Source organism: Pseudomonas sp. A-R-19, from assembly GCF_019956575.1.
In the GTDB taxonomy this organism is placed as follows: Bacteria; Pseudomonadota; Gammaproteobacteria; order Pseudomonadales; family Pseudomonadaceae; genus Aquipseudomonas.
The window spans coordinates 90,041-115,256 of sequence record NZ_JAHBDR010000104.1 but is presented as its reverse complement, the minus strand read 5'-3'; the positions used below and the strand labels follow the sequence as shown (position 1 = coordinate 115,256).

The following is a 25,216-nucleotide window of genomic DNA, read 5'->3' as shown; positions in this document are numbered from 1 at the left end:
CATGTTCAATGACTTGAGTCGCCTGGGTAAATACCTTGGTCAGGCTGCGCGCCTGATGGTCGGCATGCCCGACTACGACAACTACGTCGAGCATATGCAGAACAAGCACCCGGACAAACCGGTGATGGACTACGAGGCGTTCTTCCGCGAGCGCCAGGAGGCCCGTTACGGCAGTAAAGCCGGACCGAAGTGCTGTTGAGCGAGTAAAAAAAACCGGCCCCAAAGGCCGGTTTTTTATTGGTCTGTCCGCAGGTCATGGAGCCTTGTCACCCTTGCGTCCGGGGGGCTGACTGTCCGGCTTGGCGATCTTGAGCGCGCGGTCGGCGACCTTGGCGTTATGTACCAGGCGACAGAGCACGGCGACGACGATGATCGCCAGCACTACCCAGATGACAATGGCTTTGACGTACATGGCGAAACCTCTCGCGCAAAACGATCCTGCCGATCGCCGACGTCCCTGTAGCAATAGTATTAATCCATTGTGGCAGGTGTTGATGATCTTGCCTCTCGTTTCTGATTTGCGCTGTTTATCAGCTATCTCCCCGGATGAAGCGACAGTTTCCCCGACCGGTACTTTAATGGATGTTCTGGAGCGACTGATCACGGGCCTGTCATAGCCTTAAGGCTATGGATCCCATACCGAAAAGCTATTTCATCAATCGGTGATCCGGATCCACGCTCAAGGGTGGTTAGCTAAAACAAAATAAAGAGGAGATGCCATGTCAACTGAATCGAAATGCCCGTTCAATCACGCCGCTGGCGGTGGCACGACGAACCGCGACTGGTGGCCGAACCAACTGAACCTGAAGATCTTGAGTCAACACTCGCCCAAGTCTGACCCGTTGGGGGGCGCCTTCAACTACGCCGAAGCCTTCAAAAGCCTGGACTTCCATGCGCTGAAAAAAGACCTGACTGCGCTGATGACCGATTCCCAGGACTGGTGGCCGGCGGACTTTGGTCACTATGGCCCCTTCTTTATTCGCATGTCCTGGCACGCCGCCGGTACCTATCGCACCGGTGACGGCCGGGGCGGCGCCGGTTCCGGCCAGCAACGCTTTGCCCCGCTCAACAGCTGGCCGGACAACGTCAGCCTCGACAAGGCCCGCCGGCTGCTCTGGCCGATCAAGCAAAAGTACGGCAACAAAATCTCCTGGGCCGACCTGATCGTCCTCACTGGCAACGTCGCCCTTGAGTCCATGGGCTTCAAGACCTTTGGTTTTTCCGGCGGCCGTCCGGATGTCTGGGAACCGGACGAAGACGTGTACTGGGGTTCTGAAAAAAAATGGCTGGGTGGCGATAGCCGCTATGGCAAAGACGACAGCAAGCCCGCACAGGCACCCGGCGATGTCCCGCTCGTGGCCGAGCCGGGTCGTAACGAAGATAGTCGTACCGAAAATGGGCGCAATCTGGAAAACCCCCTCGCCGCCGTGCAGATGGGCCTGATCTATGTGAATCCGGAAGGCCCGGAGGGTCAGCCCGACCCTGTCGCATCGGCCTTGGACATCCGCGAAACCTTCGGCCGCATGGCGATGAACGATGAGGAAACCGTGGCGCTGATCGCCGGTGGCCACGCCTTCGGCAAGACCCACGGCGCCGGGCCTGCCGACAACGTCGGGGCGGAACCTGAAGCCGCCGGCCTGGAACTGCAAGGCCTGGGCTGGAAGAGCACATTCGGCACCGGCAAGGGCGCCGACACCATCACCAGCGGCCTGGAGGTGACCTGGACCACCACGCCGACCAAATGGAGCAACAACTACCTGGAAAACCTCTTCGGTTTCGACTGGGAACTGACCAAGAGCCCCGCTGGCGCCCATCAGTGGAAGCCGAAGAACGGCGCCGGTGCCGGGACCATTCCGGATGCCTTTGATCCGTCCAAGCGTCGCGATCCAACCATGCTCACCTCGGACCTGGCCCTGCGTTTCGATCCGATCTACGAGCCGATTTCCCGGCGCTTCCTGGCCAATCCCGATCAGCTGGCCGATGCCTTCGCGCGCGCCTGGTACAAACTCCTTCACCGTGACATGGGCCCGCTCTCGCGCTACCTCGGCCCGGAAATGCCGGCCGAAGAACTGCTGTGGCAAGACCCGATCCCTGACGTCGATCATCCGCTGGTAAACGACAGCGATGTGGCGGCCCTGAAAAGCAAGGTACTGGCTTCCGGCCTGTCGGTTGGGCAACTGGTATCGACGGCGTGGGCGGCGGCTTCCACCTTCCGTGGTTCCGACAAACGCGGCGGCGCCAACGGCGGGCGTCTGCGCCTGGCGCCGCAGAAGTCCTGGCAGGCCAACCAGCCGGAGCAACTGGCCAATGTGCTGGGCAAACTCGAAGGCATCCAGAAGGAGTTCAATGGCGGGCAATCCGCTGGCAAGAAAATCTCCCTGGCCGACCTGATTGTGCTCGCCGGTGGCGCGGGGGTCGAACAGGCAGCGAAAAACGCCGGCCACAGCGTAACGGTGCCATTCAGCCCGGGACGCACGGACGCCAGTCAGGAACAGACCGATGTCGAATCCTTCGGTTTCCTTGAGCCGATTGCCGACGGTTTCCGCAACTACCTGAAGCAACAGTACCGTGTGCCCGCCGAAAAACTGCTGATCGACAAGGCACAACTGTTGACGCTCAGCGCGCCGGAAATGGCCGTATTGCTGGGCGGGCTGCGGGTGTTGAACGCCAATGTCGGCCAGAGCAAACACGGTGTGTTCACCCAACGGCCGGAGGCACTGACCAACGACTTCTTCACCAACCTGCTGGATATGGGCGTGGAGTGGAAGCCGGTGTCGGACGCCCAACAGGAGTTTGAAGGACGTGATCGCAAGACCGGTGCGGTGAAGTGGACGGGCACCCGGGTTGACCTGGTCTTCGGCTCCAATGCACAGCTGCGTGCGGTGGCCGAATTCTATGCCACCGCCGATGCGCAGCAGCAGTTCGTCATGGACTTCGTCGCTGCGTGGACCAAAGTGATGAACCTGGATCGATTCGATCTGAAATAGGGGAGGTTGGCGTAAAGCTGGAATGACTTGCCCTCCGGCTTCTGCATCAGCGGAGGGCATCCAGTGACCAGATTACCCGGTAGATGTGTTCCGCATGCTTCCAGGGTTCTTAGCTGAAGGCCCACCCAGAGAGCGGATTGCTCTCCAGGATTTCATCCTCGACTGCGTCCTTAAGTGCATTTCGCGACTAGTTATCTTGAATCAATATGTTTTTCAGAAATTGCCCTGCCATGCAGGGTGGTGTGAAGCTTTTCAAATATATGGAGTGTTAAAGGTGCAATCAGGGATAAAGTTTGTAAAAGCGAAAGTGCCCTATTTTTTTCTTGCATTTACGTTGTTGCCAATTTTCTTTTTTTCAATTCTTGTTCCAGCGTACGCGAATACGTCATTTTACTCTGCTCTTGATAGTGATATTGATAGATATTTTTTCGGGAGTGTGGGTTTTGGCTCGTCTAATTTTCCTCTGGTTTCCAAGGTTGTCGCCAACTATATTTGTTTGCTTGCACCGTTTTTTGCGCTGGGCTACTCGTATTTAATTATAAGTAAATCGAAATTTACAGCGTCTAATTTTGAAGACGCACCACTACGCGTTTTTTTGATGTTGCCGTTTTTGTTGGTTTTGCTTTCTTTTTTTGTGATTTATATTAATTATCTTGATTGCACTAATCTAATTGCTAAAAAGAAAATGAGTTTTTTCGGGAGGAGCGAGTTTTTATACGCGATTTTGTCATCCGGCATAATGTATTTGATATATAATCTGACGCTTGTAAATATTCTGTTTTTTAGATATTACCCGGTCGCGGCATTCATTCGATTTCGTCGGTTTATGTCGCGAGTGCGATAACCTGAGTCTCGATAATGATTTTATGCAGCTGCGTTTAGTAGCGTCAGTCTAAAGCGCTAGAAATTTACAGGCCTCGCTATATGCGTAATGCTGTTCACTTAAGCGAATGTGGTCCTTTGTAGGAGCGAGCTTGCTCGCGATGGTCGTTAACGATAACGCGTATTTACTGGCTAAACGCGGCGCTCTTGAGTCCATCGCGAGCAAGCTCGCTCCTACAATTTCCTTAACTGAACAGCATTACGCTATATGCGGGGCTTTTTCGTTTTCGGCTCCACAACACCCATCGCTGCGAATGCGGAGTGCAGATGGGGCCGATTTTTTATTCAGACTGCTTCGACAGACACTCGTATACGTTTGCCCAGGGCTGCCAAAGCTTTCTCGATGGCTTCCATCTTCGAGGTGTGCAGGAAGTCGACCAGGCGATCCCCTTGGGTCTGAGCCAGTCCGAGTAGGCGGCACAAATCGGCCTTGCACATATCGCGCGCCATCATCTCGTTCCACAAAACGATCTTGGCCACTGTCACCGCAGGTAAGTGAATGACTTCCTCTCCGGTCTCTGGCGCAGATGAAGCGGGAATAGCCAGGCGCTGATCGACAAAGATAGACAGGGTTGTTTCGATGGCATCCACGGCTTCGCTGATGGCGTGCTCTCGGTCATCGCCATAGCTATTGAGTAAAGGAAGATCCCGGCAGTAGACCGCCAGGCCTGGACACGTGTCTTTCTCAAAACGGATTGCATAGTCGTACATGGTCACTCCTTGGAGGTGATCGTCCAGCGTGCAGATGGGGTGAAGGGGCTCTCAGAGACCCAGTTGTTTAATGATCGCCCTGCGGGTCGGTTCTGGCATTTCCTTGCTACCGTGACATAAAGCTGTCTTTACATAGCCAAACCGAGCCATACAAACCCAGAAGTAGGCTTTTTGACCCCTAGGGGTTGCCCTTCAAAGTGATGAACCTGAATCATTTCGATCTGAAATAGCGGAGGTTGTCGTAACGCTGGAATGACCGGCGATAGTACCCCGGCTTGCCCTCCGACTTCTGCATCAGCGGAGGGCATCCAGCGACCATGAAGCGAAAGCTGAATTGTGTTGCTCGCGAGTCAGCTTTGAATAAATGCGAGGTTTTCCTCTCGAATGGCGCTGGCCGCTTCATCGTATAGAAACGGCAGAAACATATAACGGCGACCTTGGGTTACAGAAGTGGCTTCGTGCAGAAGTGAACATGAAAACACCACAGCCCCTCCTGTAGGAGCGTTGTAAAGTGCTTTTCCGTACTCCGGGAAACGCAGGAAACCACCTTCGAACTCTCCCGTATTGAGAAACAGGGAAACGGCAAAACGCCGATGCGCCGTGCCCTTCGTGGTGTTATCCCTGTGGGGTCGGAAATAGCCGCCTTCCTCGCTGTTGTAGCAGGACACCAGATAGCGTTCCATTCGAGTGGCATTGAACTGGAACGCTTTTTGTAACTCTGGAAGCAGGCGGTTGGTAATACGCGATGAACATGCTTTGGATAGAACTTCATCTTCAATGACGCAGTCACGACGATGTTTGTGGCTGTGGTCTTTGATGTGGACGGTTTTACCCGATTGCTCTGTCATGAACCCGGATTCCTCTCCACCGCGTTCGTCGTAATAACTGATAAGTGCTTTACACAACGACGGCTCGAATATACGCGGAACCACCAAGACGGGGGCGTGGGGCGTGGCGGCATGTGGCGCAGCCAGTGCAGGCAATTTATCCAGAAAGCGCACTAAAGAGGGTACATGGTTATCAATCGCTGCCTCTATCGGGACGATGGCCAGGACTCGTAGCGCAGGATCCAGCACATAGGTCATTTGCCTGATGCTGCCGTCTGGCTGCAAGACACCGTAGAGTTGACTGACTGCCCGATCGAAATCCCAGATGAAGCGTATGCCGGGTATCAAACTTTCCACGCGCTTGAGCTTTTCATCATCCGGATCGACGGAAACACCAAAGAAGCAGACTTGAGCATCATCGAACCGCTGGCGATGGGCCTGGATACTGTCCAGTATTTCAGTGGCTGCAGGATCAGCCGCAGACCCGAAAAAACACAGCACGACATACCGACCGGCAATGGTATCGAAGCAAAAGCGTTCTCTGAGTTGAGTGCGGCAATGGAACCAAGGGGCTGGCTGGCCGACTGAAAATGCCGTGGCACGCATCACAACTCCTTGCCGGTTGGCAGTGGATCGCTGGCAGGAAGACCTTGCCTGTAAAGCTAGTTCAGTCTTGGCGACGCTGCCCGGAGTGCTGAAGGTCAGCGTTCAGCCCGCGTCTGTTTTTTCGGCGTCGGCAGACCACGAATCGATCACCGATTGCAGGAACTGCTCCGACAATCGCGGGTTGTCCAGGGCTCTGGCGATCAGTATCGCCCCGGTGATCGATGACAGGATGCGCAAGGCTTCCTGGTGTTTTTCCTCGTCGGTTTCGCCGTCGACCAGTGGCAGCAATGTATCGATCAGGGTCTGCACGCCCTGGGTGAACGAGTGGCTGACGGCACCGCCATTGCGCGCGACATCGGCGCCCAGGGCAGGGATCGGGCAGCCTTCGCTCCAGTTTTTCAAGTGGCCCTGGGTCAGGTAACCCTTGAGCAGTTCGGGGATGGATCTGGCCGCTCGCCAGTCTGCGATGTTGGTTTCGAACGTGCGGCTGACCGCCTCTGACGCCAACTGCTCCTTGCCCCCCGGGAACTGTCCGTAGAAGCCGCCGTGGGTCAGGCCTACCGAGCGCGACAGCTCGCCGATCCCGATGCCGTCGATGCCTTTTTCCCGGTACATCTTCGAGGCCGCGCCGAGGATCGCTTCCTTGTTGGCGGCTGCCTGGTCTTTCGTCACTTTCATGAGCGGGTCCTGCCATCCGATGAGCGCCCTGGCAAATATTCGCCGGGGGGGTGGTAATTATGATGGTCGTAATATAAATTCGCGGTCATGGTTTTGCCAGTCCCGAGCCAGTGGCTCGAGTCGAACCACCGCAAAGGGTGCTTTTACCCATGAAACGTAATGATCTGCGCAGTATCGACCTCAATCTGCTGGTGGTTTTCGAGGCGCTCATTCAGGAGCGCAATGTCACTCGGGCCGCAGCAAGACTGTCCCTGGGCCAGCCGGCCGTCAGCGGTGCATTGGGTCGTCTGCGAAGACTGTTCAACGACCCTCTGTTTAAACGCATTGGCCACAAAATGGAACCGACCACCCGTGCCTTGCAGGTCGCGCAAGCGCTTGGGCCCGCGCTGGACTCCATTTGTTCCGTCATCAGTCTGACGGATTCCAATAAAAAACCCTGCTAATTCATAGGCTTGATTCGAACATTGGTTTTTTTGCGGTTAAACATGATAGCTATCATTAATGATGATAGCCAAGTTCACTCCATTCAATTCGTCGCTGCCCCCCGTGAGGCCGAGAATTTTCCAACCCCTAACCGTCTGGCGGACACCCCCCATGGAACAGTCACTCAAACCTTTGCGTTATCCACTTGCTGTCCTGACCCTGGCAGTCATCACGGCCTGCGGTCACGCACCCGATGCCGCCAAGGCGCCTGGTGCGCCCTCTGTCACCGTCGCAAAAGTCCTTGAGCAACCCATTACCGAGTGGGATGAGGTCACCGCCCGTCTGGAGGCGCCGGAAACTGTCGTGGTTCGCCCGCGGGTGTCGGGGCAGATCGATCGCGTGGCCTTCACCGATGGCGAGTCGGTGAAGAAGGGGGATTTGCTGTTCCAGATCGATCCACGGCCGTTCGAACACGAAGTGCACCGCCTTGAAGCACAATTGCAACAAGCTCGCGCCGCGCTGCTGCGAACCGCCAACGAAGCGCAACGCGGCCAGCGCCTGTTGAGCAGCAATGCCATCTCCGCGGAGCTGGCCGACACGCGCACCACCACCGCCCAGGAAGCCCGGGCGGCCGTCGATGCGGTGCAGGCACAACTCGATCTCGCACGCCTGAACCTGAGCTTCACCCGCGTCACCGCGCCGATCAGCGGCCGGGTCAGCCGTGCCGAAATCACCGCCGGCAACATCGTCACCGCCGACACCTCGGCGCTGACCAGCGTGGTCTCCACCGACAAGGTCTACGCCTATTTCGACGCGGACGAACGCCTGTTCCTCAAGTACGGCCAGCTCTCCCGCCAAGGCCAGCGCAGCCAGTCCACGCCGGTGTACATGGGCTTGTCGAACGAGGAGGGCAATCGCCACCTGGGGCAGATGAACTTTGTCGATAACCAGGTCAATCCCAAGACCGGCACCATCCGCGGCCGTGCGGTGTTCGACAACGCCGACGGCCAATACACCCCGGGGTTGTACGCCCGATTGAAACTGGTGGGCAGCGCGGCCTATGCCGGCCTGCTGATCAAGGACGAGGCGGTGGGCACCGACCTGGGCAAGAAGTTCGTGCTGGTGATCGACCAGGACAACAAGGCCGTGTACCGCAGCGTCGACCTGGGGCCGAAGCTCGAAGGCTTGCGCATCGTGCGCAGCGGTTTGCAGAAGGAAGACCGCATCGTCATCAACGGTCTGCAGCGGGTCCGTCCCGGCGCGGTGGTCGCGCCTCAGGACGCGCCGATGGCCGATGCACAAACCGTCGCCACCCTGGCCCGTCAACGGCAGGCCATCGAGGCGGGTAATCAGCCCGTCGCTCCGTCACCGGCGCTGGTGAAAACCGATGCTGCCGTATCGCCTCGCGGATAAAGGAACACAGCCATGAAGTTCTCCCAGTTCTTTATCACGCGGCCGATCTTCGCCGCGGTGCTGTCGCTGCTGATCCTGATTGCCGGCGGCATTTCGCTGTTCCAGTTGCCGATCAGCGAATACCCGGAAGTGGTGCCGCCCACCGTGGTGGTCCATGCCAACTACCCGGGCGCCAACCCCAAGGTCATCGGCGAAACCGTGGCCGCGCCGCTCGAACAAGCCATCACCGGCGTGGAGAACATGTTGTACATGTCTTCGCAGTCCACGGCGGATGGCCGGCTCACGCTCACCGTGACCTTTGCCTTGGGCACCGACCTGGACAACGCCCAGGTGCAGGTGCAGAACCGCGTGACCCGCACCGAGCCCAAGTTGCCGGAGGAGGTGACGCGCATCGGCATCACCGTCGACAAGGCGTCGCCCGAGCTGACGCTGCTGGTGCACCTGGTGTCGCCGGACAAGCGCTACGACATGCTCTACCTGTCCAACTACGCAATCCTCAACGTCAAGGATGAGCTGTCGCGGCTGAACGGTATCGGTGACGTGAAGATGTTCGGCATCGGCGATTACTCGCTGCGCATCTGGCTCGACCCGAACAAGACCGCGTCACGCAACCTGACCGCCACCGACGTGGTCAATGCGGTGCGTGAACAGAACCGTCAGGTCGCGGCCGGCCAACTGGGCTCGCCGCCTGCACCGAATGCCACTAGCTTCCAGATGTCGATCAACTCCCAGGGGAGGCTGGTCACCGAAGAAGAATTCGAAAACGTCATCGTGCGCAGTGGCGCCGATGGCGAGATCACCCGCCTCAAGGACATTGCCCGGATTGAACTGGGCTCCAACCAGTACGCACTGCGCGCACTGCTCAATAACCAGGAAGCGGTGGCGATGCCGATCTTCCAGCGCCCGGGTTCGAACGCGATCGACGTGTCCGACCAGGTGCGGGCGAAGATGGCCGAGCTGAAGAAGAGCTTCCCGGAAGGCATGGACTACGAGATCGTCTACGACCCGACCATCTTCGTGCGCAGCTCGATCGAGGCGGTGGTGCACACGCTGTTCGAGGCGCTGATCCTGGTGGTGCTGGTGGTGATCCTGTTCCTGCAAACCTGGCGCGCGTCGATCATTCCGCTGGTGGCGGTGCCGGTGTCGCTGATCGGCACCTTTGCCGTGATGCACTTGCTCGGCTTCTCGCTCAATGCGCTGTCGCTGTTCGGCCTGGTGCTGGCCATCGGCATCGTGGTCGACGATGCCATCGTGGTCGTAGAGAACGTCGAGCGAAACATCGAAACCGGACTCGAACCGGCCGAAGCCACCAAAAAAGCCATGGGCGAAGTGACCGGGCCGATCATCGCCACGGCATTGGTGCTGTGTGCAGTGTTTGTGCCGGCGGCGTTCATTTCCGGGCTGACCGGGCAGTTCTACAAGCAGTTCGCCCTGACCATCGCGATCTCGACGGTGATCTCGGCGTTCAACTCCCTGACCTTGTCGCCGGCGTTGGCAGCGGTACTGCTCAAGGCTCACGGCGCACCGAAAGACCGTTTCTCCAAGGTGCTGGACCGCTTGCTCGGTGGCTGGTTGTTCAAGCCCTTCAACCGTCTGTTCGAAAAGGCCGGTCACGGCTATGTGGTGGCGGTTGGAAAAATCATCCGTGGCAGCAGCGTGGCGTTGCTGGTTTACGCCGGCCTGATCGCCATGACGTACATGGGCTTCAGCACCACGCCGACGGGGTTCGTGCCGACCCAGGACAAGAAGTACCTGGTGACGTTTGCGCAATTGCCGGACGCCGCCAGCCTGGACCGCACCGAGTCGGTGATCCGGCGCATGAGCACCATTGCCATGAACGAGCCGGGTTTCGACAGTGCCGTGGCCTTTCCGGGGCTGTCGATCAACGGCTTCACCAACAGCCCGAACGCCGGTATCGCGTTCATCGGCTTGCGGCCATTCGATGAGCGCAAGGACCCCAGCCTGTCGGCCGGGGCGATTTCCGCTTCGTTGAACGCCAAGTTCGGCGGCATTCAGGACGCCTACACCGCGGTGTTCCCGCCACCGCCGGTTCAAGGCCTGGGCACCATCGGCGGTTTCCGCCTGCAGATCGAAGACCGCGGCAACCTGGGTTACGACGAACTGTACAAAGAAACCATGAACATCATCGGCAAGAGCCGCAGCGTTCCCGAGCTCGCCAATCTGTTCACCAGCTACACGGTCAACGTACCCCAGGTCGAGGCCGCCATCGACCGCGAAAAAGCCAAGACCCACGGCGTGGCGATCAACGACATTTTCGACACGCTGCAGGTGTATCTGGGCTCGCTGTACGCCAATGACTTCAACCGTTTTGGCCGTACCTATCAGGTCAATGTCCAGGCTGAGCAACAGTTCCGTCAGGAGCCGGAGCAGATCGGCCAGTTGAAGGTGCGCAACGACCGTGGCGAGATGATTCCGCTGGCGACCTTCGTCAAGGTCAGCCCGACGTCGGGGCCGGACCGGGTCTCGCATTACAACGGCTTTGTCACTGCGGAAATCAACGGCAGCGCGGCCCCGGGCTACAGCTCCGGCCAGGCGCAGGCGGCGATTGAAAAGCTGCTCAAGGAAGAGCTGCCCAACGGCATGACCTACGAGTGGACCGACCTGACCTACCAGCAGATCCTCTCCGGCAACACTGCGCTGCTGGTGTTCCCGCTCTGCGTATTGCTGGCGTTCCTGGTGCTGGCAGCGCTGTATGAAAGCTGGAGCCTGCCGCTGGCGGTGATCCTGATCGTACCGATGACGCTGCTGTCGGCGATTGCCGGGGTGATCATCTCCAAGGGCGACAACAACATCTTCACCCAGATCGGCCTGATCGTACTGGTGGGGCTGGCCTGCAAGAACGCGATCCTGATCGTCGAGTTCGCCAAGGACAGACAGGACCAGGGCCTGTCGCCGCTGGACGCCGTGCTGGACGCCTGCCGCATGCGCCTGCGGCCGATCCTGATGACCTCGTTCGCCTTCATCATGGGGGTGATTCCGCTGGTGACGTCTACCGGTGCCGGTTCGGAAATGCGCCGGGCCATGGGCGTCGCCGTGTTCTCCGGGATGCTCGGGGTGACCTTCTTCGGCCTGCTGCTGACGCCGGTGTTCTTTGTCCTGATCCGTCGCTACATCGAACGTAAAGCCGCGCGCAAGGCGGCCCATGTTCACTCGCTCAACGTTATTGATCCGGAGGCACACTGATGAACGCTTTCAAGCTGTTGTTACCGAGTCTGCTGGTCACCGCGTTGGCCGCCTGCACGGTCGGGCCGGATTACAAAACCCCGGACACGGCACCTGCCCATGTCGTCTCGGCGCAAGGAGCCAACTACGATCAATCGCGTTTCGAAACGGTGTGGTGGCAGCAATTCGATGACCCCACACTGAATCAACTGGTCGGCAAAGCGCTCAATGGCAACCGCGACCTGCGCGTGGCCTTCGCCCGCTGGAAGGCCGCCCGGGCCATCCGCGATGACGTCAGCAACGACAACCTGCCGGTGGTCACCAGCCGGGTCAGCAGCCAGCAGGGCAAGTCGCAGGTGCCGGGGCAGACAGAGCATCGGGTCAATACCGACCGCTACGATCTGGGCCTGGACATGGCTTGGGAGATCGACCTGTTCGGGCGCATCCAGCGCGAACTGGAATCCAGCGATGCCCGGGAAGACGCCACGGCGGCGGACCTGTACCAACTGCGGGTGAGCATGATCGCCGAGTTGGTGGATGCCTATGGTCAGCTGCGCGGTGCGCAACTGCGGGAAAAAATCGCCCTGGCCAACCTCAAGAATCAAAGCGAATCGCGCAGCGTGACGGTGAGTCTGCGTGACGCTGGCGTGGGCAACGAACTCGACGTGGTGCGTGCCGATGCGCGGTTGGCGGCCGTCGAGGCGAGCGTGCCGGAACTGCAGGCGGAACAGGTGCACCACAAGAACCGCATCGCCACATTGCTGGGCGAGCGCCCGGACACGCTGGGCATCGACCTGGGTCCAAAAGACTTGCCGGCCATCGCCAAGGCGTTGCCGATTGGCGACCCTGGCGAGCTGCTGCACCGGCGTCCGGATGTGCTCGCGGCGGAGCGTCGGTTGGCGGGGTCAACGGCGGATGTCGGCGTGGCCACCGCCGACCTGTTTCCACGGGTGAGCCTGAGTGGCTTCCTCGGGTTCACGGCGGGGCGTGGTTCGCAAATCGGTTCCAGCGCCGCCCGCGCCTGGAGCCTGGGGCCGAGCATCACCTGGGCGGCGTTTGACCTGGGCAGCGTGCGGGCGCGTATTCGCGGGGCCAACGCCGACGCCGAAGGGGCATTGGCGACCTATGAGCAACAGGTGTTGCTCGCACTGGAAGAATCGGAAAACGCCTTCAGCGACTACGGCAAGCGCCAGCAACGCTTGCTGTCGCTGATCAAGCAAAGCGAGTCGAGCCGTGCTGCGGCCGACCTGGCGGCGACGCAATACAAGGAAGGGGTGGTGGATTACCTGGTGTTGCTCGACGCACAACGCGAGCGGTTGAACGCCGAGGATGCCCAGGCACTGGGTGAAACCGACCAGTACCGCGCGATTGTCGCGATCTACAAATCCTTGGGCGGTGGTTGGGACAGCGGGGATACCAGGCTGGCGAAAAACAACTGAGGACCCGGTGTTGTTGTAGGAGCGAGCTTGCTCGCGATGGTCGTCAACGATAACGCGTGCGTCCTGACTGAACCCGGCGCACTTGAGCCCATCGCCAGCAAGCCGGCTCCTACAGGATTTGTAGGTCACGCGGTCTCGTGTAGGAGCTGGCTCGCCAGCGATGGTCGTCAACGATAACGCGGGCGTCCTGACTAAACGCGGCGCGCTTGGGTCCATCGCTGGCAAGCCAGCTCCTACAGGTATTGCGTTGCCGGTGTTTCCCGGGATTGCGTGAAGAACCTTTTTATTGCCCGTCCCCAATGCGTGGCAAGCCTGACGGGTTTGTATCCGCAGGTATCCGCAACGCCCGCCGTTACCCGAACATACAAAACCCGGGCTTCCCGACACCCTGGCGATACACGGCGGCCTTCAAATGCAATCACCGGCACCGCGCCGCTTTCGGCACGGCCGAGCATGGTTCAACTGGAGGCAAGGCTATGTTGCGTATCAACACCCGTCACACCATCGGCAAGCTTGGCATCGCCCTGGCAGCAGCGGGGCTGGCGACCTTCGCGAGCCTCTCGCAGGCCCAGGAAGTACAGCCGGCCCCGGCGATGAAAAGCTGGCAGCAGGGCCTGCATCGAACCGATCTGGTACGCGAAGACCTGGGCGCCGCCGATCGCGAAGTCCTTCAGGTGCTCGTGGACTTCGATCCGGGCGTGACGTCGCCCAAACATGCCCACCCGGGCGTAGAGGTGGCGCACGTGATCAGCGGCACCTTCGAGTATCAACTGGAAGGGCGGGCACCGGTGACGCTCAAGGCCGGCGATTCGTTGTACATCCCCGCAGGCGTTGCGCATGTGGCGAAGAACGTAGGCCAGGACAAGGCATCGGAACTGGCCACCTACATCGTCAAGAAAGGCGAGCCGCTGCTGATCCTCAAGCAGTAATGTAGGAGCGAGCTTGCTCGCGATGGACTCAAGAGCACCGCGTTCAGTCAGGACGCACGCGTTATCGTTAACGACCATCGCGAGCAGGCTCGCTCCTACGTTTTCCGCTGGCGTTATTGACTGCAAACGTCCCACACGCAACCGCGCAGCCAGCGATGCGCCGGGTCGGCGTCCATGCGCGGGTGCCACAGCATCGACACCGTGATCGGCGGCGTGGGGAAGGGCAGGGCAAAGCAGTGCATCCCCTGGCACAGGTTGCCGACGTGTCGCTCGGGTACGCTGGCCACCAGCTCTGAAGCCCGCGCCAATGCGATCGCAGAGGAGAAGCCGGCGACGATGGTGACGATGTCGCGCTGCAATCCCAGTTCACTCAAGGCGTCGTCCATGACGCCTTTTTCGTGGCCCCGGCGCGAGACCAGGATGTGCCGGGCGGCGGCATAACGAACCGCTGTCATTTCACCTTGAGTCAACGGGTGACCCTCACGCACAAGGCCAATGAAGCGGTCGCGAAACAGCATCCGGGTGCACACTTCCGGGCTGGTGGATTCGTCGATCACACCGGTTTCCAGGTCCACCGAACCGTCGCGCAGCAGGGTGCTGTCCTTGTTGAGTTTCTGCACGAAATTCAAGCGGACACCGGGCGCTGCTGCGTTGAGGCGGGCGATCAGTGGCGGTCCGAAGTTTTCCACGAAACCGTCGCTGGTACGCAGGGTGAAGGTGCGGGTCAGTTGCTTGAGATCGAGGGCTTCTGCGGGGCGCAGCACGGCTTCGGCGTCCTGCACCAGCAAGCCCACGCGCTCACGCAACTCCAGCGCCCGAGGGGTGGGCACCAGCCCGCGCCCGGCCCGCACCAACAGCGGATCGCCCGTGGTTTCGCGCAGTCGCGCCAGTGCCCGGCTCATGGCGGACGGGCTTAGGCGTAAACGCTTTGCGGCACGGGCTACGCTGCCTTCCTCCAGCAATACGTTCAGGGTGATCAGCAAATTCAGATCGGGCATGGAATGGGTTCCTGTGGGAGCGGGCCCTGTGGAGTGGGACCCCTGTGGATAGGGACCCCTGTGGTGAGGGGGTTCTGTGGATAGGGAGTTCTGTGGCGAGGGGGCTTGCCCCCGTTCGGTGGCGAAGCCGCCGTAAATCCAGGCGACTTGGTCTGCCTGAAGGATCGCTGGGGGCTGCTTCGCAACCCAACGGGGGCAAGCCCCCTCGCCACAGGGCCCGCTTCCATGATGGCGTTGTATGCACGTATTAAGTGCAACTGCTGCGTCTTCCGCCATGGTATGGCTGGGCTTAGTCTCGGTACAACCTGTTTGCGGAGTCACGAGAAAATGAAGTCCCTATCGATTCGAGGAACCTTGGCCAGCCTGTCGTTATCCATGTTGCTGGCATCCCTGGGCACCAGCATTGCCAACGTTGGATTGCCGGCACTGGCCGAGGCGTTTACTGCGTCGTTCCAGGCCGTGCAGTGGGTGGTGCTCGCTTACTTGCTGAGCATCACCGCGCTGATCGTCAGTGTCGGCCGGCTCGGCGACCTCATGGGGCGGCGGCGCTTGCTGTTGATCGGCATTGCACTGTTTACCGTCGCCTCGCTCCTCTGCGCCCTGGCGCCCGGCCTGTGGTTGCTGATAGCGGCCCGGGCCCTGCAGGGCGTCGGCGCGGCCACCATGATGGCGCTGACCCTGGCGCTGGTGAGCGGGGCGGTGCCCAAGGAAAAAACCGGCAGCGCGATGGGGGTTCTCGGCACGATGTCGGCGCTGGGCACTTGCCTGGGGCCGACGCTGGGCGGCGTGTTGATTGCTCAGGTGGGCTGGCAGGGGATTTTTCTGCTCAGCGTACCCTTGGGTGTGTTGGCGTTCGGACTGGCCTGGCGCTTTTTACCGGTGGATCACCACGAAATCACCTCCACCCGCCCGGACTTCGACGCACTCGGCACGCTGGTCCTGATCCTGACCCTGTTGGCTTACACGCTGGCCATGACCCTCGGGCGCGACAGCTTCGGTCCGCTCAAAACCGCACTGCTGCTGGTCGCGGTGATCGGCCTGGTCCTGTTCGTGTTCGTCGAGCAAACGGCTGCGTCGCCGCTGCTCAACCTGACGATGTTGGGCAATCCGCTGCTGAGCGCCGGGTTCGCCATGAGCACCCTGGTGACCACGGTCGTCATGGCCACCCTGGTGGTCGGCCCGTTCTATTTGTCGGGTGCGCTGGGGTTGAAGGCGGCGAGTGTCGGGCTGGTGATGTCGGCCGGCCCGCTGGTGGCGGCACTGGCCGGCATGCCCGCCGGACGCCTGGTCGACCGGCTGGGCGCGCAGCGTTCGGGTGCACTCGGGCTGATTGCCATGTTGACCGGCGCGTGCATCCTGCCTGTCATGCCGATGAGCGTCGGCATCCCTGGTTACCTCGCGCCAATGGTGGTCCTCACGGCCGGCTATGCGCTGTTCCAGGCGGCGAACAATACCGCCGTCATGCTGCAAATCGAGGCGCAACAGCGTGGTGTGGTTTCCGGCCTGCTCGGGTTGTCGCGCAATCTCGGCTTGATCACGGGCGCCTCGGTGATGGGCGCCGTGTTCGCCTTCGGCACGGCCAGCCAGGATATCTTGCAGGCGCAACCCGAGGCTATCGCGCAGGGGATGCGGTTGACGTTTGCGGTGGCTGCGGCGCTGATTCTTTTGGCGCTGGTGCTGGGAGCGGTCAGCAAAATCGTTTCACGTCGCTTGATCGCGCCGTGCTGAAAAACGGCGCGACTGTCGTGAAAACGACCTGTTTGCGCTGAACGCGAAGCCTTGTGAGTTTTCTGTTGAACGAGTGTTCAGTCTGGACTATGTTGGGGGCCACCTTCCCCCGGCTGGTTGCGGGCTTGCGTTTCTTCAATTCGAACGAGGCAATGGCATGCGGTTTTCACCCTTTGTTGAACGGATCAGTGGCCAGGGCGTTGCCGCCTGGGATATTCACTACGCAGCCAACGCGGCACAACGCAACGGCGAGGACGTGATCATCCTCAGCGTCGGCGACCCGGATTTCCCCACCCCCGATTTCATCACCGACGCCGCCATCCACGCCCTGCGCGAAGGGGACACCCACTACACCGAAATCGCCGGCCGCCAGGCCTTGCGCGAAGCCATCGCCGGCCGCTATAGCCAGTCGATTGGCCGCGAACTGCAGGCCTCGAACATCATTCTCACGGCAGGCGCGCAGAACGCCCTGTTCGCCACCTCGATGTGCCTGCTCGGTGCCGGCGACGAAGTGATTGCCTTCGATCCGATGTACGTCACCTACGAAGCCACGCTCAAGGCCTCCGGCGCCACGCTGGTGCGGGTGCCCTGTGCGGCGGACTCGGGTTTCCGCCTCGATGCCGCCGTGCTGGCCAAGGCCATTACCCCGCGCACCCGGGCGATTTTCTTCTCCAATCCGAACAACCCCACCGGCGTGGTGCTGGGTGGCGAAGAGCTGCAAGCCATCGCCGACCTCGCCATCGCCCATGACCTGTGGGTGGTGGTGGACGAGGTCTACGAGAGCCTCGCCTACGAGCGTGAACACCAGAGCCTGGCAGCGTTGCCGGGCATGGCCGAGCGTTGCGTGGTGATCGGCAGCCTGTCGAAATCCCATGCCATGACCGGTTGGCGCATCGGCTGGGTCATGGCCAATGAAACCCTGGTCAACCATGTCGAAACCCTGGTGCTGAGCATGCTCTACGGCTTGCCCGGGTTTGTCATGGAAGCGGCGCTCAAGGCCGTGCAGTCCTTTGATGAAGTCACCCACGGCATGCGCGAGATCTATCGTCGGCGCCGCGACCTGGTGGTGTCCGGCCTGGCCGATTGCCCGGGCATCAGCGTGCTCAACCCCGATGCCGGCATGTTCGTGCTGGTGGACGTGCGCGGCACCGGCCTGACCTCGCTGGAATTCGCCTGGCGCCTGCTGCGCGAGGCGGGCGTCTCGGTGCTCGATGCGGCGGCGTTCGGCGAGCCGGCCCAAGGGTTTGTGCGGCTGTCGTTCACCCTCAGTGACGAGCGCCTGGCCCAGGCCTGCCAGCGTATTCGCGGTTTTGTCCAGGTGCTCAATGGTGAGGTACCGAGGCCGGTGATCGGCACCGTGACCAGTACCGCGACCGTCGAACCGGTTGCGGCCAGGACCATGATCGAGGTCGATCGCCTGCACAAGCGCTTCGGCAATATCGAAGTGCTCAAGGGCGTGTCCCTGACCGCCCGCGAGGGCGAAGTGATCTCGCTGATCGGGGCCAGCGGCTCGGGCAAGAGTACCTTGTTGCGTTGCATCAACATGCTCGAAGTGCCGGACCAGGGCCGCATCCTGGTCGATGGCGAAAGCATTCACCTCAACCAGAACCGTCCCGGCGCACCGCTGGTGTCGGACGCCAAACAGCTGGTGCGCATCCGTTCCAGCCTGGGCATGGTGTTCCAGAACTTCAACCTCTGGCCCCATCGCACCGTGCTGGAAAACCTCATCGAAGCGCCGACCCAGGTCCTGCGTGAAAGCCGTGCGGAGGCCACTGAACGGGCCGAAGCCCTGCTCGAACGCGTCGGCCTTGCGGCCAAGCGCAACGAGTACCCGGCGTTTCTCTCCGGGGGACAGCAACAACGGGTAGCCATCGCCCGGGCCCTGGCCATGCGGCCCAAGGTCATGCTGTTCGATGAACCCACCTCGGCACTCGACCCGGAACTGGTCGGGGAAGTGCTGCGGGTGATCCGCTCCCTCGCCGAAGAAGGCCGGACCATGATCCTGGTGACCCATGAAATGGCGTTCGCACGCGATGTCTCTTCCAAAGTCGCCTTCCTGCATCAAGGGCTGATCGAGGAAACCGGTTCGCCGGACGAAGTGTTCGTACGCCCACGCAGCGAGCGTTGCCGGCAATTCGTCAACGCTCATCAGACTCGCTAACTCATCATAAAAAGACGGGAAAACAACATGGGAAATCGACGTTTTGCAAACTGGTTGACCGGTGCCACCTGCGTATTGCTGGCCGGCATGAGTGCGGCGCAAGCACAGCCGATCAGGTTCGCGGTGGCCGCCGAACCCTATCCGCCGTACACCGAGAAACAACCCAACGGGGAGTGGAAGGGCTTCGAAGTCGACCTGATCCACAAGCTGTGCAGCGAAATGAAAGCCGATTGCGAGATCAAGGAAGTGGCGTGGGACGGCATCATTCCGTCGCTGCTGGCGAAGAAGATCGACGTGATCTTTTCCTCGATGTCGGTGACCGAAGAACGGGAAAAACAGATCGCCTTCAGCAAGGCCTACTACGACTCGGTGATTGCCGTCGTCGGCCCGAAAGAGGCGTCGGTGAAGAAGTACCCGGATGACCTCAAGGGCAAGATCATCGGCGTGCAAAACTCGACCGTCAGCGCCAGCTACCTGAAGACCTACTACGAAAAAATTGCCGACGTTAAGTACTACGACACCCAGGACTCGGCCAACGCCGACCTGATCGCCGGGCGCATCGACCTGATGATGGCCGACGGCACCGCCATGGCTTCGTTCATCAAGACCCCGGATGCCAAGGACCTGGCCTACCTCAGCACCGTGCCCTACGACCCGATCTTCGGCAAAGGCGTAGGCGCCGGCATGCGCAAGGACGACACCGAACTCAAGGCCAAGCTCGACAAGGCCATCCAGCAGTTGCTGGCGAGCAAGGACTACGACGACCTGTCCCAGAGCTACTTCGGCACCAGCGTGAAGCCTGCGTTCTGACGACGGGTTAAACGTAGATCCCCTGTAGGAGCGAGCCTGCTCGCGATGGACGCAAAAGCGCCGCGGGTCATCTGAGTGACCGCGTCATCGTTAACGTTTTTCGCGAGCGGGCTCGCTCCTACAGGGGACCGTGTCCTCCAACTGGAGACTGAAATGCCGGCAATGTTCGATCTGATCAATTTCACCGAGCAGGGATGGGGCAGTGCGCTGCTGAAGGGGCTGTGGATGACCCTGCAGATTTCCGCCGGGGCCTTCGTGCTCGGGCTGGCGATCGGGCTGGTGGTGGCGTGCCTCAAGCTGGGCGCGCCGAAGCCGATTGCGGCGCTGATGCGCGGCTACACCACCTTGTTCCGTGCGGTGCCGGAACTGCTGCTGATTCTGTTGCTGTACTACGTCGGTTCCATGCTCCTCAATTCGCTGATGACCCACCTGGGTTACGGCGTGGTCAATGTCAGCGGTCCGCTGGCGGCCATCGTCGTGCTGGGGCTGGTGCAGGGCGCCTACGCCTCGGAGATTTTCCGCGCGGCGATCCAGGCGATTCCCTTCGGCCAGATCGAAGCGGCCAAGGCATTTGGCCTGAGCGGTTTCGGGCTGTTCCGCCGGGTCACGCTGCCGATCATGGCGCCGTACGCCATGGCCGGCATGGCCAACCTGTGGATCAACCTGATCAAGGACAGCGCGCTGATCAGCGTGGTCGGCACCAACGAACTGCTGTACACCGCCAAGCAAGGCGCGGGTTCGACGCGCCACTATCTGTTGTTCTACCTCACGGCTGCCGCGCTGTACTACGCGGTGACACTGGCGTCGAACTATCTGTCGGGTCGGCTGGAGCGACGTATTCGTCGCTGGATGCCTCTTGTTGACTGAACCGGCTGAGTAAATGAAATGATTCCAGCGTGGATAATTGAATACGCGGCACTGTTGGGCCGGGGCTTGCAAACCACCCTCACGATTCTACTGATCGCCAGTGTGTTCGGGTTTGCCCTGGCGGTCCTGGTGGCCCTGGCGCGGATCTCGAAAAACAAGGTGATCGCCAAGGTCAGCCTGTTCTACACCAGCGTCACCCGCGGCACGCCGTTGCTGATCCAGATCTACATCTTCTACTACGGCCTGGGCAGCCTGTTTGCCCAGTTCCCGCTGATTCGCGGCAGCTTCCTCTGGCCGTACCTGCGCGACGGTTACTGGTACATCGTGTTCGCCCTGGTGGTGTCGGTCGGCGCCTATGTCGGCGAGGTGATTCGCGGTGGCCTGCTGGCGGTGCCCAAGGGCGAGATGGAAGCGGCTTCGGCCTTCGGCATGACCAAGCGCCAGTCCTTGCTGCGGGTACGGTTGCCCCGGGCCATGCGCCTGTTGCTGCCGACCCTGGCCGGGGAAACCGTGATGCTGCTCAAGTCCACGGCGCTGGCCTCGACCATCGCCGTGATCGATCTGCTCGGCGCCGCCAACGTGGTCCGCGCACAAACCCTGCAAGTGTATGAACCGCTTTTGCTGGTGGCCGGTGTCTACGTCTGCCTGACCTTCCTGATCGAGGCGCTGTTTGCCTTCGCCGAACGGCGCGGCACGCCGGTGCGCAGGTCGGCCTGATGAGTTCGTCAAGGGTTGACCGCTCGCTGCAAGGCATTGGCCTGTGCGTCCTGGGCTATGCGTTCCTGTCCTTTCAGGATGCGCTGATCAAATGGCTGGTGGCCGACTATTCGGTGGTCACCATTCTGTTCTGGCGCGCCGCCGTGGTGGTCGTGGCGGTGCTGCTGGCAGGCCGACTGCGTGTGATCCGCCGGGCCTGGCATTCACCCAGTCGGCGCCTGCTGGTGGTGCGCGGTCTGCTGTCGATCGTCGCCTGGGTGCTGTACTACACGGCGGCCCGCGACCTGACCCTGGCCGAAATGACCACCCTGTATTTTTCCGCGCCGATCATGGTCACGGTGCTGGCGGCGGTGATCCTCAAGGAACGCGCCAGCGGCTGGCAGTGGTTCAGCCTGATCATCGGTTTTGTCGGAGTGGTCATTGCCTGTCGCCCCGACAACATGACCGAGCCGTTGCCCATCGTGCTGACCTTGTTGGCGGCGGTGTGCTGGGCATTCACCTACATCCAGTTGCGTCAGGTGGACGAGCAGACCTCGGTGCTGGAGCAGATGCTGATCACCAACGTGGTGTTCGTGATTTGCATGGCGGTGGCCCTGCCGTGGACTCACACGCCTTCGCCGACACCCGCCTGGCTGGGCATGCTCGGCGCCGGCCTGGTGGGCGGCATCGGTCAGTTCCTGTTGTTCGCCAGTTTCCGCCGCGCCACCGCGACCTTGCTCGCGCCGTTCGAGTACACCGGGCTGATCTGGGCGTTCGCCCTGTCGAGCCTGGTCTGGGGCACGCTGATGGACACGTCGCTGATGATCGGCGCCGGGCTGATCGCCGTCAGCGGCACCCTGGCGATGATCTTCGGCCGGCACGCGTCACAGGACGTCGTCGGTGCCGAATGCTCCGTTTCGCAGCCCCTTTATCCAGCAACGACAGATGTGCAGCCCGTTGGCGGCGCTGAAGGTCTCGGGGTTCAGGCACCACTCGAGCCAGAGACCGTCGAGCATCGCCGATAAACCGATGGCCGCCAGCCGCGTGTCGTGAATCACGAAACCTTCGCTGGCGGCCAGGCCGTCGAGCAACTGGCGGATCAGATCGAGGTAGGCGCGGTAGCTTTTTTCGTGGGACTGGCTGACGTGTTCGGAGTGCCGGATCAGGCTCCAGAACACCACCCACACGCCGAGCAGTTTCGGGTCCATGACCCTTGGGGAGAACGAGCCTTCGAGAAAGGCATCGATCTTTTGCGCAGGCGTCTGGGCCTGTTCGATTTCCTGGAGCAGGGCGGTGGTCAGTTCGCTCGCGAGCCGCTGGTAGGTGTCGGCGATCAGGGCCTCGATGCTGCCGAAGTGATGGTTGAGCAACCCCACGGACACCCCGGCTTCGGTAGCGATGCGCCGCACGGAAATCCCGGCGTGACCGTCGCGGCCCAGGCAGCGCAGCGTGGCGGCCACCAGCATTTCGCGGCGGTCTTCGGGTTCGGCGCGACGGTTCTTCGGGGCAACGGTTGGCACAAGGCTGTCCTTGGGTGAGGTTCCACGCAGTCGAGCTTAGTTGAACGTCTGTTCAATCACCAGCCTCGACAGCAGCGATACAGCGTTTTTCAACGGTCATGACGGGAGGGAAAGCCAATGCCGCAGGATATTTCGTTCAGTGTTCGCAACAACAACGGTGACGACGTGCGAGTCGGTGCCTGGCGCTATGGCGGCGACGGCAGCGGACCCAACGTGCACCTGCAGGCCGGCGTGCATGCCGATGAAATCGCCGGGATGCTGGTCCTGCACCTGCTGATGCAAAGGCTGCAAACCGCCGAAGCCCAGGGCCGGCTTAAGGGCAACATCACCGTGGTGCCGCAGGCCAACCCGCTGGGCATCGGGCAGTTTCGCCAAGGGCGGATTCTCGGGCGTTACCACGACGCCACCGGGCACAACTTCAACCGCGCGTTCGACCAGTCGGCAGCCATGGAGCGACCTTCGACCTGCGTCCAGCAATGGCAAAAGCAACTGGTGCAACTGGCCGCCCCGGCCGACGTGATGCTCGACCTGCACACCGATGACGAAGCCTTGCCGTACCTCTACGTGCACCGCAGTTTCCAGACCCGCGGCCGCGAACTGGCGGCGGCGATGAAGATGGACGTGGCGATCATCTGGGACGACGGCGGCGACGGCTCCTTCGAGGAAACCATCATCGCCCCCTGGTTGCGAGAAGGCATCACCGAGCACCGTATGGCGGCGACCCTGGAGCTGCGCGGGCAGGGCGATGTCAGCGACCGTTTCGCCGAGTCGGATGCCGATGGACTCTACAACTGGCTATGCGGTTGCGGCGTCATCGATGAGTCAGTGACACCTGCAGACTGGCCCGTCGAGGTGGTGGAAATGGGCCACATGGAAACCATCATCGCCCCGCAACCCGGCGTGCTGATTTTCGAAAAAGAGTTGGGGGATTTCGTCGAGGAAGGCCAGCGCTTTGCGCGAATCCTCAGGACCCCGGGCGATCCATCCTCCGAAGTGATCCTGCATGCCGAGCAAGCCGGGCGCCTGGTGACACGCTATCGCGATCGCCTGATCCCCCAGGGCATGGGCGTGGCGAAATTCACCGGCAGCCGGGTGTCGCGTAACTGGAGCGGCGGGTTGCTCGACCCGAACTAGCAATCCCCCAACATCAAACACACAAACCCTGTGGCGAGGGGGCTTGCCCCCGTTGGGCTGCGAAGCGGCCCCGCTTTTCTTCAGTCAAACAGTGCAATCAGATTTTGCGACGGCTTCGCCGCCGAGCGGGAGCAAGCTCCCTCGCCACAAGGGCGGTGTTAGCTCCAGAGTTAGCGTCTGCCAATGAATCAGTGCGATGTAAGTGTTGTTGCGCCAATTGAGCCTGCCGACATTTGTGGCGAGGGGGCTTGCCCCCGTTGGGCTGCGAAGCGGCCCCGCTTTTCTTCAGTCAAACAGTGCAATCAGGTTTTGCGACGGCTTCGCCGCCGAGCGGGAGCAAGCTCCCTCGCCACAAGGGCGGTGTTAGCTCCAGAGTTAGCGTCTGCCAATGATTCAGTGCGATGTAAGTGTTGTTGCGCCAATTGAGCCTGCCGACATTTGTGGCGAGGGAGCTTGCTCCCGCTGGGCTGCGAAGCGGCCCCGCTTTTCTTCAGTCAAACAGTGCAATCAGGTTTTGCGACGGCTTCGCCGCCGAACGGGGGCAAGCTCCCTCGCCACAAGGGCGGTGTTAGCTCCAGAGTTAGCGTCTGCCAATGATTCAGTGCGATGTAAGTGTTGTTGCGCCAATTGAGCCTGCCGACATTTGTGGCGAGGGGGCTTGCCCCCGTTGGGCTGCGAAGCGGCCCCGCTTTTCTTCAGTCAAACAGTGCAATCAGGTTTTGCGACGGCTTCGCCGCCGAACGGGGGCAAGCCCCCTCGCCACAGGGTCAGCGTTTGCCACAGAATCAGTGATTATTCACGCGGATCAATCTGATCCAACACCCGATTCGCCGTGATCTCCGCCAACATCACACTGTTGGAAATCCCCAGCAGGGCATTGCGCGATCCGCCGTCCAGATGATCCACCAACTGATGCACCATCACATCGACCGAGGCCAGCGTCTCGACCAGATACACCATCAGGGTTTCGGTATCGACCTTGGGATCGACGGTAAACAGCGAACCTGGCGTGCGCGGTGTGGCTTTGATGTCGGCGGCCGAGGGGAAGGCGAGGGCAGCCTCGTCGAGATGTTTTGAATCGGGTTCGTACGGGGATGCCGGATCGGTGTCCGGCGGGTTGGGGGTGACCTTGAACATGGCTGTCTCCGCTTCATGGTTGAAGCTGCCACGTTCGTTTCCAGACGAAGAGGTGGCAGCTGTACGCAGGCTGGAAACCCGGGGAAA

20 protein-coding genes and 1 pseudogene are annotated in these 25,216 nt (G+C 60.8%); 14 read left to right on the top strand and 7 right to left on the bottom strand.

The window, feature by feature from the left end:
• The first annotated feature begins 1 nt into the window (after position 1).
• Positions 2-199 (top strand): YbdD/YjiX family protein, encoded by a 198-nt coding sequence (locus tag KGA88_RS28460; RefSeq protein ID WP_046042517.1) that lies wholly within the window; start codon positions 2-4, stop codon positions 197-199.
• Between the two features lie 54 nt (positions 200-253).
• On the opposite strand, the gene KGA88_RS28455 is transcribed toward KGA88_RS28460, so the two are convergent.
• Positions 254-412, bottom strand: a complete 159-nt coding sequence (locus tag KGA88_RS28455) for a hypothetical protein (RefSeq protein WP_181432106.1) — start codon at positions 410-412, stop codon at positions 254-256.
• Between the two features lie 307 nt (positions 413-719).
• On the opposite strand from KGA88_RS28455, the gene katG reads away from it, so the two are divergent.
• On the top strand, positions 720-2,987 hold the full coding sequence (gene katG / locus KGA88_RS28450) for a catalase/peroxidase HPI (protein ID WP_223595945.1): 2,268 nt from the start codon (positions 720-722) through the stop codon (positions 2,985-2,987).
• 1,167 nt (positions 2,988-4,154) lie between these two features.
• On the opposite strand, the gene KGA88_RS28445 is transcribed toward katG, so the two are convergent.
• From KGA88_RS28445 to KGA88_RS28435, 3 genes are all read right to left on the bottom strand, one after another.
• Positions 4,155-4,580: a type II toxin-antitoxin system HicB family antitoxin gene (locus KGA88_RS28445; RefSeq protein WP_110661487.1), complete on the bottom strand. Its 426-nt coding sequence runs from the start codon at positions 4,578-4,580 to the stop codon at positions 4,155-4,157.
• Between the two features lie 350 nt (positions 4,581-4,930).
• On the bottom strand, positions 4,931-6,013 hold the full coding sequence (locus tag KGA88_RS28440) for a redoxin domain-containing protein (protein ID WP_110661489.1): 1,083 nt from the start codon (positions 6,011-6,013) through the stop codon (positions 4,931-4,933).
• A gap of 102 nt (positions 6,014-6,115) precedes the next feature.
• Entirely contained in the window at positions 6,116-6,691 is a 576-nt protein-coding gene (locus KGA88_RS28435) for a TetR/AcrR family transcriptional regulator (RefSeq protein ID WP_110661491.1), read from the bottom strand.
• Positions 6,692-6,840: 149 nt separating this feature from the next.
• Between KGA88_RS28435 and KGA88_RS28430 the strand changes: the two genes are divergently transcribed.
• The 5 genes from KGA88_RS28430 to KGA88_RS28410 all read left to right on the top strand — a co-directional run bounded on the left by KGA88_RS28430 (position 6,841) and on the right by KGA88_RS28410 (position 14,078).
• Entirely contained in the window at positions 6,841-7,134 is a 294-nt protein-coding gene (locus KGA88_RS28430; protein WP_110661493.1) for a LysR family transcriptional regulator, read from the top strand.
• A gap of 151 nt (positions 7,135-7,285) precedes the next feature.
• Positions 7,286-8,527 (top strand): multidrug efflux RND transporter periplasmic adaptor subunit MexE, encoded by a 1,242-nt coding sequence (gene mexE / locus KGA88_RS28425; protein WP_110661495.1) that lies wholly within the window; start codon positions 7,286-7,288, stop codon positions 8,525-8,527.
• Positions 8,528-8,539: 12 nt separating this feature from the next.
• Positions 8,540-11,731 carry an efflux RND transporter permease subunit gene (locus tag KGA88_RS28420; protein WP_223595942.1) on the top strand — a complete coding sequence of 1,064 codons (3,192 nt, stop codon included), beginning with the start codon at positions 8,540-8,542 and terminating at the stop codon, positions 11,729-11,731.
• Entirely contained in the window at positions 11,731-13,149 is a 1,419-nt protein-coding gene (locus tag KGA88_RS28415; protein WP_223595940.1) for an efflux transporter outer membrane subunit, read from the top strand. Before KGA88_RS28420 ends, KGA88_RS28415 begins: the two co-directional genes overlap by 1 nt.
• 476 nt (positions 13,150-13,625) lie before the next feature.
• Positions 13,626-14,078 (top strand): cupin domain-containing protein, encoded by a 453-nt coding sequence (locus tag KGA88_RS28410; RefSeq protein ID WP_223595938.1) that lies wholly within the window; start codon positions 13,626-13,628, stop codon positions 14,076-14,078.
• A 113-nt stretch (positions 14,079-14,191) separates the two neighbouring features.
• Here the strand turns inward: KGA88_RS28410 and KGA88_RS28405 are convergent, their stop codons facing one another.
• Entirely contained in the window at positions 14,192-15,076 is an 885-nt protein-coding gene (locus KGA88_RS28405; RefSeq protein ID WP_223595936.1) for a LysR family transcriptional regulator, read from the bottom strand.
• Between the two features lie 327 nt (positions 15,077-15,403).
• Between KGA88_RS28405 and KGA88_RS28400 the strand changes: the two genes are divergently transcribed.
• The 6 genes from KGA88_RS28400 to KGA88_RS28370 all read left to right on the top strand — a co-directional run bounded on the left by KGA88_RS28400 (position 15,404) and on the right by KGA88_RS28370 (position 22,363).
• Positions 15,404-16,804: an MFS transporter gene (locus KGA88_RS28400; protein ID WP_223595934.1), complete on the top strand. Its 1,401-nt coding sequence runs from the start codon at positions 15,404-15,406 to the stop codon at positions 16,802-16,804.
• A gap of 157 nt (positions 16,805-16,961) precedes the next feature.
• A complete protein-coding gene (locus KGA88_RS31620; RefSeq protein WP_317851688.1) occupies positions 16,962-18,965 on the top strand; it encodes an aminotransferase class I/II-fold pyridoxal phosphate-dependent enzyme in 2,004 nt (667 codons plus the stop codon).
• Between the two features lie 27 nt (positions 18,966-18,992).
• Positions 18,993-19,775, top strand: coding sequence for a transporter substrate-binding domain-containing protein (locus KGA88_RS28385; protein ID WP_223595932.1), 783 nt, complete (start codon positions 18,993-18,995; stop codon positions 19,773-19,775).
• Between the two features lie 153 nt (positions 19,776-19,928).
• Entirely contained in the window at positions 19,929-20,642 is a 714-nt protein-coding gene (locus tag KGA88_RS28380; RefSeq protein ID WP_110658706.1) for an ABC transporter permease, read from the top strand.
• Positions 20,643-20,660: 18 nt separating this feature from the next.
• Complete coding sequence (locus KGA88_RS28375; protein WP_110658704.1) at positions 20,661-21,359, top strand: ABC transporter permease; 699 nt, start codon at positions 20,661-20,663, stop codon at positions 21,357-21,359.
• Entirely contained in the window at positions 21,359-22,363 is a 1,005-nt protein-coding gene (locus tag KGA88_RS28370) for a DMT family transporter (RefSeq protein ID WP_223595930.1), read from the top strand. Before KGA88_RS28375 ends, KGA88_RS28370 begins: the two co-directional genes overlap by 1 nt.
• Here KGA88_RS28370 and KGA88_RS28365 read toward each other — a convergent pair.
• Positions 22,319-22,804: pseudogene (locus KGA88_RS28365) on the bottom strand (TetR family transcriptional regulator C-terminal domain-containing protein); the annotation flags it as partial. The gene KGA88_RS28370 and the pseudogene KGA88_RS28365 sit on opposite strands and share 45 nt — an antisense overlap.
• A 171-nt stretch (positions 22,805-22,975) precedes the next feature.
• On the opposite strand from KGA88_RS28365, the gene KGA88_RS28360 reads away from it, so the two are divergent.
• Positions 22,976-23,992, top strand: coding sequence for a succinylglutamate desuccinylase/aspartoacylase family protein (locus tag KGA88_RS28360; RefSeq protein ID WP_223595928.1), 1,017 nt, complete (start codon positions 22,976-22,978; stop codon positions 23,990-23,992).
• A gap of 792 nt (positions 23,993-24,784) precedes the next feature.
• Here the strand turns inward: KGA88_RS28360 and KGA88_RS28355 are convergent.
• Complete coding sequence (locus KGA88_RS28355) at positions 24,785-25,129, bottom strand: DUF6124 family protein (protein ID WP_223595926.1); 345 nt, start codon at positions 25,127-25,129, stop codon at positions 24,785-24,787.
• Positions 25,130-25,216 lie beyond the last annotated feature (87 nt).

Bases quoted from the DNA above. Each gene is read 5' to 3' on its own strand.
- KGA88_RS28460 (WP_046042517.1), top strand. From the start codon at position 2: ATGTTCAATGACTTGAGTCGCCTGGGTAAATACCTTGGTCAGGCTGCG.
- KGA88_RS28455 (WP_181432106.1), bottom strand. From the start codon at position 412: ATGTACGTCAAAGCCATTGTCATCTGGGTAGTGCTGGCGATCATCGTC.
- katG (WP_223595945.1), top strand. From the start codon at position 720: ATGTCAACTGAATCGAAATGCCCGTTCAATCACGCCGCTGGCGGTGGC.
- KGA88_RS28445 (WP_110661487.1), bottom strand. From the start codon at position 4,580: ATGTACGACTATGCAATCCGTTTTGAGAAAGACACGTGTCCAGGCCTG.
- KGA88_RS28440 (WP_110661489.1), bottom strand. From the start codon at position 6,013: ATGCGTGCCACGGCATTTTCAGTCGGCCAGCCAGCCCCTTGGTTCCAT.
- KGA88_RS28435 (WP_110661491.1), bottom strand. From the start codon at position 6,691: ATGAAAGTGACGAAAGACCAGGCAGCCGCCAACAAGGAAGCGATCCTC.
- KGA88_RS28430 (WP_110661493.1), top strand. From the start codon at position 6,841: ATGAAACGTAATGATCTGCGCAGTATCGACCTCAATCTGCTGGTGGTT.
- mexE (WP_110661495.1), top strand. From the start codon at position 7,286: ATGGAACAGTCACTCAAACCTTTGCGTTATCCACTTGCTGTCCTGACC.
- KGA88_RS28420 (WP_223595942.1), top strand. From the start codon at position 8,540: ATGAAGTTCTCCCAGTTCTTTATCACGCGGCCGATCTTCGCCGCGGTG.
- KGA88_RS28415 (WP_223595940.1), top strand. From the start codon at position 11,731: ATGAACGCTTTCAAGCTGTTGTTACCGAGTCTGCTGGTCACCGCGTTG.
- KGA88_RS28410 (WP_223595938.1), top strand. From the start codon at position 13,626: ATGTTGCGTATCAACACCCGTCACACCATCGGCAAGCTTGGCATCGCC.
- KGA88_RS28405 (WP_223595936.1), bottom strand. From the start codon at position 15,076: ATGCCCGATCTGAATTTGCTGATCACCCTGAACGTATTGCTGGAGGAA.
- KGA88_RS28400 (WP_223595934.1), top strand. From the start codon at position 15,404: ATGAAGTCCCTATCGATTCGAGGAACCTTGGCCAGCCTGTCGTTATCC.
- KGA88_RS31620 (WP_317851688.1), top strand. From the start codon at position 16,962: ATGCGGTTTTCACCCTTTGTTGAACGGATCAGTGGCCAGGGCGTTGCC.
- KGA88_RS28385 (WP_223595932.1), top strand. From the start codon at position 18,993: ATGGGAAATCGACGTTTTGCAAACTGGTTGACCGGTGCCACCTGCGTA.
- KGA88_RS28380 (WP_110658706.1), top strand. From the start codon at position 19,929: ATGCCGGCAATGTTCGATCTGATCAATTTCACCGAGCAGGGATGGGGC.
- KGA88_RS28375 (WP_110658704.1), top strand. From the start codon at position 20,661: ATGATTCCAGCGTGGATAATTGAATACGCGGCACTGTTGGGCCGGGGC.
- KGA88_RS28370 (WP_223595930.1), top strand. From the start codon at position 21,359: ATGAGTTCGTCAAGGGTTGACCGCTCGCTGCAAGGCATTGGCCTGTGC.
- KGA88_RS28360 (WP_223595928.1), top strand. From the start codon at position 22,976: ATGCCGCAGGATATTTCGTTCAGTGTTCGCAACAACAACGGTGACGAC.
- KGA88_RS28355 (WP_223595926.1), bottom strand. From the start codon at position 25,129: ATGTTCAAGGTCACCCCCAACCCGCCGGACACCGATCCGGCATCCCCG.